General features: G+C 72.5%; 5 protein-coding genes. All 5 read right to left on the bottom strand.

All coding sequences use genetic code 11. From position 1 onward, the window contains the following. Genes EV385_RS26980 through EV385_RS35810 form a run of 5 tightly spaced genes read right to left on the bottom strand, consistent with a single transcriptional unit; the run spans position 1 to position 12,904 of the window. A complete protein-coding gene (locus EV385_RS26980) occupies positions 1-2,445 on the bottom strand; it encodes a hypothetical protein (RefSeq protein WP_423203087.1) in 2,445 nt (814 codons plus the stop codon). Then, the gene (eccB, locus tag EV385_RS26975) at positions 2,442-3,806 is read right to left on the bottom strand and encodes a type VII secretion protein EccB (protein ID WP_130511984.1); all 1,365 of its coding nucleotides are present in this window, start codon (positions 3,804-3,806) and stop codon (positions 2,442-2,444) included. Before eccB ends, EV385_RS26980 begins: the two co-directional genes overlap by 4 nt. Positions 3,807-3,813: 7 nt before the next feature. Further along, positions 3,814-5,217 (bottom strand): type VII secretion integral membrane protein EccD, encoded by a 1,404-nt coding sequence (gene eccD, locus EV385_RS26970; protein WP_130511983.1) that lies wholly within the window; start codon positions 5,215-5,217, stop codon positions 3,814-3,816. Continuing rightward, positions 5,214-9,218, bottom strand: coding sequence for a type VII secretion protein EccCa (gene eccCa, locus EV385_RS26965; RefSeq protein ID WP_130511982.1), 4,005 nt, complete (start codon positions 9,216-9,218; stop codon positions 5,214-5,216). Before eccCa ends, eccD begins: the two co-directional genes overlap by 4 nt. Then, positions 9,215-12,904, bottom strand: coding sequence for a hypothetical protein (locus tag EV385_RS35810; protein ID WP_130511981.1), 3,690 nt, complete (start codon positions 12,902-12,904; stop codon positions 9,215-9,217). The genes eccCa and EV385_RS35810 overlap by 4 nt, the downstream gene beginning before the upstream one ends. Between the last annotated feature and the right edge of the window lie 107 nt (positions 12,905-13,011).

The raw sequence follows: 13,011 nt of genomic DNA, 5'->3' as shown, positions 1-13,011 counted from the left end.
TCAGGCCAGGCCGGGCAAGGCACCGAAGCGGCCCCGCGCCGCCGGACCGACCCGCGACTGTGGCTGCGTGTCGGCCCAGCGTTCGACGCAGCGACGCAGCGACGCGGTGGCGAGCTCGTCGAACGACACCCGATCCCGATCCACCCGGCCGTCGGCGTCGATCTCATTGGCGGACAACTCCCGGATGAGCACCTGACCCCGCTCGCCCGCCGGGCCCGGCTCCACCACGTCGAGCACCTTGAAGCTGGTGCCGGGGACGAACAGCACCCGGTTGTCGACCTGCTCGTCGCCGTCGGGTTCGAGCAGCCGGGTACGCCGTGCCGTCATCGACCAGACCAGCACGTCGACCGCACCGGTCAGGTCCGCCGACGGCGCGGTCAGGGCGGTCGTGAACCCCCACTCGGTGAGCAGGCGGCTGCGCGCGAGCAGCTCCCACTGCTCGGGCGACGGGGCCGCGGTGTAGACGGTGGCCCCCCGGTGCGACGGTAGCCGGCTCAGCCCGGCCGCCACGCACCGCGCGAACGGCACGTGCGGACCCTTGCGTGCCGATCGGAGGGCGTCGTCGATCGCCGCGCCACGAGAAGACAGATACAGCCGTACGGCCACCGAGTCGCTGAGGATCTCCGCCGCCGACTTCGCGGTATCGCCCTGCAGTCCCGGCTGTTCGGACAGGATCCGGGAGATGGAGCTGGCCACGGCGTCGAACTCGCGGCTCAACGAGCGCCGCAACCAGCTCCGTTCCTCGTCGAGGGCGCGTCCGGAGATCAGCGCGCAGGCGGCGGCTTCGGGGACCGGCTGGTAGCGGGCTCGCCGAGTGGGCTTCGGATCGGGTACGGGCCGCGCGGGCGTCGCCTCGGACGGTCGCGGTGCTGTCGGGGCGGCCGACAGCGGCGCCGGCTCGGCGGTGTCCCGGGATGTCTGCGGCTGGCCCGGCTCCGGCAGTGCCGGGGGCGTGGCGGGCCGTTCGGGAGCTTCCGGCACCAACACCGACGACGTCCGCCAGGCGGGCAGGGCGACCGCCTCCGCGGTCGGCAGAACGCTGATCACGGTGGCCGGCGGCGCCTGCCCGCCGACCGGGGCGGGGACAGCCACCAGGGCCGGAGCGTCGCATGGGGCCGGGACGGTCGGGGCGGCCTCGACCGGCCCGGGCTGCACGACGCCCGACGCGACCGACGGGGCCGTGATCGGCGCGGCGGCGGCCAGGGTGGACGCCGGTACCAGGACGCTGCGCTGCCTGGTCGCCGGGTCCAACCGGGCGACGACGTCCTCGGCCAGTGCCCGCATGCGGGCGGCACGGGCTGCCGTGGCGTCGTCGAAGACGAACACGTGCCGCTCCGGATCGGCCGTCGCCCCGCGCACCGCCTCGGCGCCCTTCGGCGGATCCACGGGACGCATCCACAGGCCGGCCTGCACCACCTCGACCACCGCGTCGTTGGCGTACCAGTAGACCATCGGGGCGATCGGCTCGCCCAGCACCAGCGGCGCGCGATGGCTCAGCATCTGCGGGACCGCGGCCGGTGCGGCCGGCCGGCTGCGCGGCGTGTAGCTGAGCTCGCGCGCGAAGACCTGCCAGCCGAGGCGGCCGTCGGCCCCGACGGTGTGCATCTGCGGCTGCTCGGGGGTGCCGACGGGGACGCCACCGAAGCAGACCACCGGGCTGCCGAGCAGGTCGGCGAGGACCTGGCCGAGCGCCTCACCGCGGGGCACCTGCACCGGGCCGTAGTGCACGAACCGGACGCGTTGCCGGTTCTCGTCGTCGAGGCCGCGCCAGAAGCGCGCGATGTCGTCCAGCGGCAGGTCCGACGTTCCGGGGCAGCCGAGGATGACCGCGAGCGACTCCGGCTGGCAGGGCAGCGTCGTGACCAGCCACTGCCAGTGCTCCCGGACCAGCTCGGCGTCGCGGGCGTCGCGGATCCACACGCCGCCGGGCAGCGGCTCCGCAGCCCGCACCGAGCTGGTCGGCGTGAACTCGGCCGCCGCGCCGTCCCAGGCCGGTTGCGGGAACCGCTTCGCTTCCCAGGCCGGAACCCGGCCCGGGCGGTACCGTACCCAGCCGCTGGCCTTGTCGGCGTGCACGAACAGGGCGCCGGCAGCACCGCGGATCAGGTGGCCGTGCGGCGCGATGACGGTTCGGTTGAGCCGGTCGGACAGCCACTGTCCGGCCAGGACGACGGTCTCCTGTTGCTGACCGCAGACCACGAGCCGGATGCCGCGGCGGCGCCGATTCAGGGCACCGGCCACCGACTCCCAGATGCCCACCGGCATGTCGCCGTGCAGGTCCAGGACGACGATGTCGTTGTTCGCGTCCTCCTGGACGCCGAGGGCGAGTGACTGGGCCTCTTTACTGATCGGGCCGTCGGTGTGCAGGACCAGAGCGTTGCCGACCGTGTGCCGGGCGATCATCACGGTGCCGGACCGGCCCCGGCGGCTCAGCGGTGATCTCACGATGTCACCCTTTCTCGGTTCGTGGCGATGGCCTTGCGGCTCAGGACCGGTCCCTCGGGCACGGTCGTGAGCAGTTCCGCCGGAAACGGCACCGGCGGGGTACCGGCCAGCCTGAGCGCGGACAGCGTGTCGTTGTCCGGCAGCCGGAAGCGGACCCCCTCGTCCGAGACGAGGCACAGGTCCCGGAGGGGCTGCAGCGGTGGGACCGGTACCGGGAGGACGACCATGCCGGTGCCGGGACGGGCATGCACCGTCGGCGTGCCGTCCGCGCGCAGCGCGCTGTGCGCCCGGTCGGTGAAGACCACCGCGGTGTCGACGGCCTGCGCCCCTGCCGGAGACTGGCGGGCGCACAGCACCCGGTCCCCCGGCTCGTCGTACCGCGCGCGGTCGAGGTCCGGGAGCAGGCCGGCCAGCGATCGGTCGCCGGAGCGCGGCGCGGCCACGACGTCGGCTGCCTCCAACGCCACCGGGTCGCCGCGCGAGCCCGCCTTCAGCAGCAGGAACGCGGTCCGGCTGACGGCAGTAAGCCCGTCGGGCCGCAGCACGAACAGCTGTTCGGCACCGCTCGAAGGTTGGGTGAAAAGCTGGCCTACCCGGTACTCGCGACCGGCGACCGGCGGGCCGCCGTCGCCGGTGCCGTTGATCTCGGGAACGCCGATCGGGTCGCCGTCGGGCAGCGTGTCGAGCCACCTGGCCGGCGCCCGCGCCGGCTCCGCGTTGGTGGCGCCCAGCGCCACCGGAACCACCTGGTCGGTGATCCGGTGTTTGCGGCCACGCCAGACCAGGTAGTGGGAGTCCGCGCCGTCGACCAGCGTGAACCGGTCGCCGGCGAGCGCGGCGAACGGTGCGGCCGGGTCCAGGTTGATGCCGACCCCGTCCGCCGGGCCGCCGGGCACGGATCCGGCGAGGCAGGCCAGCCAGGGGCCGCGGACCAGGTCCTGCGCCGTCGGCAGCACCTGCGGCGCGCCCGGCAGGCCGATGGGTGCGCCGTGCGGCACGCCCTTGAGCGAGTTCCGCGACGTCAGGGTGATCCTGGACCGGCTGCCCTGGATGAGCATCGCGGAGGTCAGGTTCAGCGTGGGATGCAGAACGCCGTCGAGATAGACGTAGCGGGTGCCGGTCTCCTTCTCGACGATGATCGCGCCGGCGGCCCTCCACTGCTTGTTGCCGCCGGGCACGAGCCATCCGTACCCGGCGAAGCCAGCGGCGACCAGGACCGCCACGAGGATCCCCACGAGCAGGCCCACCCAGGCACGGCGGGACGGGTGCTCGGCGGTGTCCGGGTCGCCGAGCACCAGCGCGCAGCTCATCCGGCCCATCTGGAACTGGTGGGCGTGCACGTGGTCGCGTTGGGTCTGCATCGCCGGCCTACCCGAACAGCCCGCGGGCCCAGGAGTACGTGCCGATCAGCTGCAGCACCAGGGGAAGGATCGCCAGGCCGGTGACCACGTCGAGAACCGTCGCGGTGAACTCCCATACCGGCAGCAGGCGGCGTGGCCACGGCCGCAGGGCGGCGGTCACCAGCACGGCGATCAGGACCACGAGGCTGACCAGCAGGGTGAGCCGCCAGCCGGGCGATGCGACCCGCGACAACCAGAAGATGATCATGATCCAGCCGGCGCTCCCCGCCGCTGTCAGCGCGACCCGCTGCCACACCCCGAGGAACGTCCGGGCGCGCAACAACAGGGCGCCGGAGAGCACCGACACCAGGGCCGGGCCGGCCCAGCCCGGCGCCGCCATGATCATCCTCAACAGGACCGGCAGCACCAGGGCGGCGCAGACCACCACGACGCTGAGGTAGTTGTCGGCCCGGTCGGCCATGGTGGACAGCTCCGGCGCGGGCTGGGGCTGGTTGTCGTACTGCAGTTCCTCGCCGGTCTTCGGCAGTTGCGGCCCGCGCAGCCGGGCGGCCCGCAACACAACCGTCGGCGCCAGGACAACGACGGCGAAGAGCACGGCACTTGCCGAGCCCGCCGCCCCGGGCCCCGACATGCCGACGGCGACCTGCAACCACGACACGAGCAGCACCGCCGCGGCGATCGCCGGCACGGCCACCAGCGGCGGGTACGGCAGGGCCGCCGCCCGCAGCCGCCGGCAGCCCAGCAGCACCAGGGCCACACCGGCGGCGGCTCCGGCACCGGCGACCAGCGCGCCCCGGTGCACCGCGAACGCGTCGCCGACGCCATCCGCCAGATTCGCCGCGGTGAGCCCCGCGTACCCGCAGGCGGCCATCGCAAGCAGCAGCGACAGTGTCCCGTCGGCCAGCACCCGGGCGACCAGCACCGCGGCCAGGGCGAGGCCGACACTGACCGCGAGACCGGCGGCGGCGTCGACCACCAGCGGTCCCCGATCCGTCAGGACGGCGGCCAGCACCGCCAGCCCCACCGCCGACAGCGTGAGGAACAGCCAGCGGCGGCACTCCGGGCGCCAGCGGTCGGCCCGCCGATTCACCACCGTGGCGATGCCGTCCGCGACGTCGTCGAAGTCGAGCTCCGGTAGCGGGTCGGCGGCCGGGCGCAGGAACAGCTCCTCGCCCTCCAGCCAGTCCAGCGACTCCGGAGTGCCGGCCGCGTCGAAGGGCGGCCCGCCGAGGCGTTGCAGCACCCAGGTGCCGGACTGTCCTGGATCAGTGGAGTCGCCGGACGCCGCATGCCCCCGCAGCACCGGCAACAGGTCGGCCACGGTGGACGACACCGGCACCGCGAGATCGACCCGCCGGTCCGGGCCTACCACCGTGACGCGGCACACGTCGCTGTTCGGCGCGCTGGTCACACCACACCCCCAGGCCCGCCGAGAAGTAAGGGCTGCCCCGACCCGGCCGCATCCACGACCGGTGTCTGAATCAACTGGACGCTTCTCCGGGTGACGAGCTGTGCCCTGCCGGGCGGGAGTTTGCGCGGGGCCGCCTCGCCGAGGAACCGGCCCTCCTCCTTCGGATACGACAGCAGCATCGCCGGTGTGCCCAGCTCCCACAGCCGGCGCAGCACCGGATCCATCATGGCCCGCATCGCGCCGGAGGTGCTGCGCGCGACGACCACGTGCAGGCCGATGTGCGCCCCCTGGGCGAGCAGCGGCAGCAGCGGATCCAGGACGGAACCCGTGCCGGGGCCACCACTGAGCAGCTCGTAGTCGTCCACCACGACGAACAGTTCCGGTCCCTGCCACCAGTCGCGGCGGCGCAGCCGGTCCGACGAGATGTCCTGGCCCGGCACGCGCCGGTTCATCGACACGGACGTCTGACCGGCCAGGGTCGCCAGCGCGTCTGCGGTGATGCCGTAGCCGACCTGGTAGTCGGCGGTGAGCGCGTGGTCCAGGTCGCGCCGCGAGTCGCCGATGACCACCTTGGCCTCGGCCGGGCTGTACCGGCGGGCGACGGCGCGCAGTACCAGCCGCAGGATGTTCGTCTTGCCGGTCTCGTTGTCGCCCATCACGATCAGGTGCGGGGTGGTCATGAAGTCGTGCCAGACCGGGGCGAGGCGCTGCTCGTCCAGGCCCACGCACACCCGGAAGGGCGGCTCGGGCTCGGCGAGCTGTTCGACCGGCAGCCGGGTCGGCAGCAGGCGCACGGGCGGGGCGACCGGGCCGCGCCAGAACGTGCCGACCTCCTCGACGATGGCCTTGGTCGCCTCCGCGAGGTCGCCGACGGCGGCGCTGCCGTCCACCCTGGGTAGGGCGCTGAGGAAGTGCATGGCCTGCGACGTCATGCCGCGTCCCGGCTGGTTGGGCACCAGCGCGGCCTTGCGGGAGCCCACCTCGGACTCCATCGAGTCGCCGAGCCGCAGCTCGAACTTCGTCCCCAGCAGGTCGCGCAGCCAGGTTCGGATCTCCGACCAGCGGGTCGCGGTGACCACCACGTGGATGCCGAAGGACAGGCCCCGCGCCGCCAGCTCACCGAACCGTCCCTCCAGCTCGCTGAAGTCCTGCTTCATCGTGAACCAGCCGTCGACCAGCAGGAAGACGTGCCCGTGCGGATCCTGGACCTCGCCGCGGGCGCGAGCGGCGAGATAGCTGCCGATCGAGTCGAAGCCGCGCTCGGCGAACACCGCCTCCCGGTGCTCCATCACCTGCCGGACCTCCTCGACGGTGCGCACGACGCGGTCCCGTTCCATCCGGGTGGCGATCGAGCCGACGTGCGGCAGGCCGACGATCGACATGATGCCGCCGCCGCCGAAGTCCAGCCCGTAGAACTGGACCTCCTGCGGGGTGTGCGTGAGGGCCAGGGCGAGTACCAGCGTCCGGACCAGCGTGGACTTGCCGCTCTGCGGCGCACCGGCGATGCCGACGTGCCCGTCGGCGGCCGACAGGTCGGCCACGAGCAGCTCCCGGAGCTGATCGTACGGGCGGTCCACCACCCCCACCGGCACCCGCAGGCGGCCCCGGAGGGCGGCGCTCCCCACGCTCATGCCGAACACCGCATCGGGTACGAGGCTCGGCAGCAGAGCGTCCAGGGTGGGCGCCTCCGCCAGCGGCGGCAGCCACACCTGGCGGGCCGGCGGCCCCGAACCAACGAGTCGATCCACGAGGACGTCCACGAGCCGGGGGTCGCCGTCAGCGTCATCGTCCGGTTCCGGCCCTTCGACCACCTCGCCGGCCGCCGCGCCGTCCGCACCGGCGGTCTGGGACGCCAGCACGGTGCGGGTGGTGAACGGCACCACGTCGAAGGTCCGTCGCTGCTCGTGCGTCGCGTGCGGGTCGCGGCCGGTACGGAGGTACGGGCCCGAGACGTAGGCGCTCTTGAACCGCACCAGATTCGACACGTCGATCTTGAGATACCCGTTGCCCGGCTCCGACGGCAGCTCGTACGCCTGGCCCACCCCGATCACCGCGCGCGACTCCATCGAGGAGAACGTCCGCAACGCGATCCGGTACGACAGGTGCCCCTCCACCCGGTTGATCCGGCCCTCGTCCAGTCGTTGGGAGGCCAGCAGCAGGTGCACGCCGAGACTGCGCCCGAGGCGGCCGATCGAGACGAACAGGTCCATGAACTCGGGCTTGCTGCTGAGCAGTTCGCTGAACTCGTCGACCACCACCAGCAGGACGGGGAAGGGCGCGAGCTGGGCGCCACCCGAGCGGGCCTTCTCGTAGTCGAACAGGGACGCGTATCCGCTGGCGCGCAGCAACTCCTGCCGGCGGGTCATCTCACCGTTGAGCGCGTCCTGCATCCGGTCGACCAGCGGCAACTCGTCGGCCAGGTTGGTGATCACCGCGGAGGTGTGCGGCAGCCGGTCCATGCCGAGGAACGTCGCGCCGCCCTTGAAGTCGACCAGGACCAGATTGAGAATCTCCGACGAGTGGGTGGCCGCCAGGGCGCACACCAGCGTACGCAGCAGTTCGCTCTTGCCGGATCCGGTCGCGCCGATGAGCAGCCCGTGCGGACCCATCCCACCCTGAGCGGACTCCTTCAGGTCCAGCTCGACGACCTCGCCGCCCTCGGTCACGCCGATCGGCACCTGCATGCGCGCGCGCTGCGCCTGCCGGGGCCGCCACAGCGCGCTCACGTCGAAGTGGTACGCATCCTTGATGCCCAGCAGGGTGGTCAGCTCGAAGTCGGACTCAAGCGGCTCGTCCACCACCTCGAGCGTGCCGCTCGTCCGCTTCGGCGCGAGCAGCCGGGCCAGCGCCCGCACCTCGGGCGGGCCCAGCTCGTCGCGGCGCGCCGCACCGGCGCTGTCCGCCGTGGGGAACTCGACCCGGTCCTGCTCGAGCGTCAGCCGCAGCACCTTCGGGCCGCCGGGCAGATCGCCAGTGACGTCGAGCAGCACGACGTTGCGCAGCCCGGCACCGAGCAGCCGGGAACCGTCCGGGATCTCGGCGCGGTCCGCCACCACGACGGTGAACGGCTCGACGACGCCCGGCCGGGCCGTCTTGTCGTGATCGCCGCGGTCGGTCACCTCGGGGCCGAGCAGCTCCATGAGTTCGTCGTGGTCACGGGCGAACAGCCGGACCGGGCCCGCCGCATCGGCGTCTGTGGGGTGCGCGTTGTGCGGCAGCCACTTGAGCCATTCCCATTCGTCGCCCTCGGCGGCCAGGACCGCCATCCGCAGCTCGTCCGGGGCGTGGAACGTCGCCAGCTGGGCAAGCACTGCCCGGACGAGACCACGCGCCGCCTCCAGGTCACCGGCCAGCTCGATGCTGGTGAAGCTGCGCAGGCCGACCGTGACCGGGATGCCGCTGACCGTACGGTACGTCTCCGTGAACCGGCGCAGCGAGATCGACGACAGCGGCTCCAGATCCTCGATCGGTTTCGTGGACGGCGGCAGGTAGCTGATCGCCGCGTCCTGCCGGCCCAGGCCGATCCGGACCCGGGCGAAGTCGTCGTGGCTCGCCCGGCGCTCCCAGAGCCGACTGCCCATCGCGATCGACCACAGCCATCCGGGTTCCGGATTGTCCCAGCAGACGGCACGGCGTTGCTGATCGGCCGCCTCGCGCGCCTTCTTGCGCAGCTGGGCGATGTAGCGCAGGAAATCCCGCCGCTCGGCCTTCATCTTGCGCTTGCGCTCGCCGGCCGCCCGGCCGATCTGCACGACACCCATGCTGATCATGCCGGCGGCCATCACGCCGCCCATCAGCGACATCGCGGGCGACCTGTTGAACAGGCCGAACATCGCCATCATGGCGCCCATGCCGAGCCCCATCGGAACGACCATCATGAACGACCTGATGTCCAGCGGCGACGGCTCATCCATCACCGGCGGCTCCTGCAGCTCCACCTCCCCGCTGGGCAGCTCGGGGCCGCCGGCTCGCGGCAACCGCTTGACCGTGACCGTGCTCATCCGAGAACGCCCATCCCGGAGCCGCTGCCGCCCCAGGCCGCGTCATCCTGGCGCAGCAGGTCGATCGCCGTACGCTCGGCCTGGCCTTTGTCGTCGTCGTCCGGATCCTCGTCCCCGTCCGACTCACCCAGGAAACGCCGCCGGTTCGCCTCCACCGTCGCTCTGCGCTCGGCCTGGATCGCCTCCAGTTCCTCGGCGGTGGGGCCGACGAACGTGCACTGCAGCGGCCGCGTGGTGTCCGCCACGGGGGCGACGCCGTCGGCAGGCCGGGCCGGTCGCCACATCGACAGGCCCGAGGCGCTGGGCGCAGCGCCGTGGTCGTCGCCGAACCGGTTCAACGACTCCCTGCCCAGCGGATCCTCGGACCTCGGCGCCCCGGGTCGCGCGTCGTCGTCCCACGGCAGAGGGTCGCTGTCCCAGGACTCGACGTCCTCCTCCTGGTCGGTCAGCCGGACCACCGGCACCCGGTCATCGGGCAACGGGCTCAGCACGTGCCCCGCGCCGGGGACCTGGGGCGGCTCACCCGCCGGTGCCGGCATGTCCCCCGCGTACGGCGTCGCCGCGCCCTGCGGCAGCCAGCTGTCGTCCTCCTCCAGGGCGTCGCCGGCGCGTGACCGCCACGGCGTCTCGTCGCGCCCACCGGTACGACCGGACGGGGCCGGCGGCACCATCGGCGGCACCATCGCGAACTGCCGGCGCCTGCCGTCGTCATCTCCCTGCGCCAGCGGCGGCGGGACGTCGACGATCCGGTCCGCTGCCAGCTCGTCCCCGTCGGCCAGCTCGTCCCCGTCGGACGGTCCGCCCGGCGCGCCGACAGCACCCCGCGCCGGCACCGGTGCCCCGGCATCCGCCTGCGCTCCGCCGCGCGGCGCACCGCCTGCGGCGTCCGGCGCGGCGGACGCCGTGCCGTCCTGCCACGGCACGTCGTCGCCGCTGAGCAGCCCGGAAGCGTCGGAACGGTCCGCGCCGGTGGCGCCGTCACGCGATGGGGCCAGCGGTCCGATGGGCGGCATGCCCGGGGGCACGGCCGCGGGCGACGAGATCACCCCGTCGGACGACTGGACGCCGAACGCGTCCGGTCCGGATTCGCCGGGACGTACGGCAGCGGGTGGCCGGGCACCGGTCGCCGGGCCGGGCACCGTACCCGTGGGTGCGTCCGGGGAGCCTGCTGGCGTGGTGCCGGGTTCCCAGGGTTCCGTACCGGCACCCACCAGGCCCGAGGAGTCCGGCAGGTCCGCACCGGAACCCCGATCCCCACCCGGCGGCGTCATCGGCATCATCGGCGGCAACCCACCCAGACCCGGCGACCCCGGCACACCAGCACCAGGCGGAAACTCAGCACCCGGCGTCACCAGCCCGTCCTTGTCCCGCGCCGAGGCGCCACCAGGAGTATCCGGCACACCCACACCCGGCACACCACCACCCCACGGCGCACTGTCACCACCCACCAGGCCCGAAGAGTCCGGCAGATCCACACCGGAACCCCGATCCCCACCCGGCGGCGTCATCGGCATCATCGGCGGCAACCCACCCAGACCCGGCGACCCCGGCACACCAGCACCAGGCGGAAACTCAGCACCCGGCGGAAGCCCGACGCCCGGAGGCGTCACCAGCCCGTCCTTGTCCCGCGCCGAGGCGCCACCAGGAGCATCCGGCACACCCACACCCGGCACACCACCACCCCACGGCGCACTGTCACCACCCACCAGGCCCGAAGAGTCCGGCAGATCCACACCGGAACCCCGATCCCCACCCGGCGGCGTCAACGGCATCATCGGCGGCAACCCACCCAGACCCGGCGACCCCGGCAACCCGACACCAGACGGAAACTCAGCACCCGGAGGCGTCACCAGCCCGTCCTTATCCCGCGACGAAGCACCACCAGGAGCATCCGGCACACCCACACCCGGCACACCACCACCCCACGGCGCACTGTCACCACCCACCAACCCCGACGAGTCCGGCAGATCCACACCGGAACCCCGATCCCCACCCGGCGGCGTCAACGGCATCATCGGCGGCAACCCACCCAGACCCGCCGACCCCGGCAACCCGACACCAGACGGAAACTCAGCACCCGGCGGAAGCCCGGCACCAGGCGGAAGCCCCACGCCCGGAGGCGTCACCAGCCCGTCCTTATCCCGCGACGAAGCACCACCAGGAGCATCCGGCACACCCACACCCGGCACACCACCACCCCACGGCGCACTGTCACCACCCACCAACCCCGACGAGTCCGGCAGATCCACACCGGAACCCCGATCCCCACCCGGCGGCGTCAACGGCATCATCGGCGGCAACCCACCCAGACCCGGCGACCCCGGCAACCCGACACCAGACGGCACCACCGCACCAGGCGGCTTCGTCGACTCCGCACCCGGCGGAAGCTCCACACCCGGCGAATTCGGCAGTCCTCCCGGTGAGCCGCCGGCGGGCGTCTCGAGGCCCGGTGGTTGTCCAACGTCGAAGGCCGGTACGTCGACAGCCGGCGGCGGTGAGATCGCGGCGTTCGGCGGCGTGAACCCCTTCTTCGACGGGCTGTCGCCGTCGGACCCGCCAGCCATGCCCCCGCCCGGGGCTGTACCGGGCGGCGGAGTGGTGAGCGGTGAGGAGCCCGGCGGCATGGCGAGACCCGGTGGCGGCGGCAGCGGCAGGTCGCCCGCACCATTAGGCGTGATCGTCGACGGCGGAGGAAGCGTACCCCCCAGCGGCGGAGGCGGCGCGATCGTAGACGGCTGAGGAGGCGTACCCCCTGGCGAGGGAATCGATGGTGGCGGCGGGCCCGTCGGCGGGGTAGGCGGCGGGTTCGTCGACAGGTCCTTCTGCGGGGGAGGCGGCGGTGTAGGCGGCGGGTTCGTCGACAGGTCCTTGTTCGGCGGATCCGGCAGGGTCGTCGACAGGTCCTTGTCCGGCGGATCCGGCAGGGTCGTCGACGGGTCCTTGTCCGGCGGATCCGGCAGGTTCGTCGTCGGGTCCTTCTTCGGGAGATCCGGCGGGGTCTGGCCGCCGTTCGAGCCGGGAGGCTCCACCTCGTTGACGCTGAACAGCGCGTACTCTTTCGCGAGGACCTCGATGATCTTGATCATATCCCTTGTGAACTGCTCGGGCAGGCCTGGAATGCCCTTGATACTCACCAGGCCGTCGACCGTCTCCACGCCCAGCTTCGTGGCCCAGGAGGCGTAGTAGCCGTCGATGTAGGCAGACTGATCCTGCGCCCACTTCAGCACATTGCCACTGTGGAAGAGCTGACTGGGCATCGAAGACGCCGGTCCGGCGGCGTCGCCGTTCTTGATCTTTTCGGCCTGATGTTCGAGAAATTCGCCCAGCAGATCCATCTTGGCGAGGAATGCATTGGCCGCCTTACCCTGCCAGGGCTTACCCTTTCCGACCAGCGCCTTCGCCTGGTCGCGAAGGTTCTTCGACACGCTGGTGACGTAGACCTGCACCAGATTGAACGTGTTGCCCGCCGAGCGAAGGCTCTCCGGGGAGATCATTGCGTTGTGGAGCTGCGCGTGGTCGCTGTTGGAGGCACCCACCCCCGCCGAACCGTGGATAGCCGCCTTCAGCTGCCATCCATCCCAGTTCTTCCAGTCATCTGTCAGGGTACCCGACGTGCCGCTGACGACGACCCCCTTGTAGTCGTCGTCGCCGTCGTCGTCTTCATAGAACTGACTATCGCTCGCCACAGCCAACCACCGCCGTTACCTTCGCCGCTACGGAAAGCCCGAATTCTTACGTTCGCGGGCCGCCGGACAACGGCGGGCCGCTCGGCGGCCGGTCGATTCCGCGCCGC

The sequence above is a fragment of the Krasilnikovia cinnamomea genome, from assembly GCF_004217545.1.
GTDB classification, from domain to species: domain Bacteria; phylum Actinomycetota; class Actinomycetes; order Mycobacteriales; family Micromonosporaceae; genus Actinoplanes; species Actinoplanes cinnamomeus.
This window is presented reverse-complemented; position numbering and strand designations above follow the sequence as displayed.

What these genes read in the sequence shown, in the direction of transcription:
- eccB (WP_130511984.1), bottom strand. Translation starts at nt 3,806, where the DNA reads ATGCAGACCCAACGCGACCACGTGCACGCCCACCAGTTCCAGATGGGC.
- eccCa (WP_130511982.1), bottom strand. Translation starts at nt 9,218, where the DNA reads ATGAGCACGGTCACGGTCAAGCGGTTGCCGCGAGCCGGCGGCCCCGAG.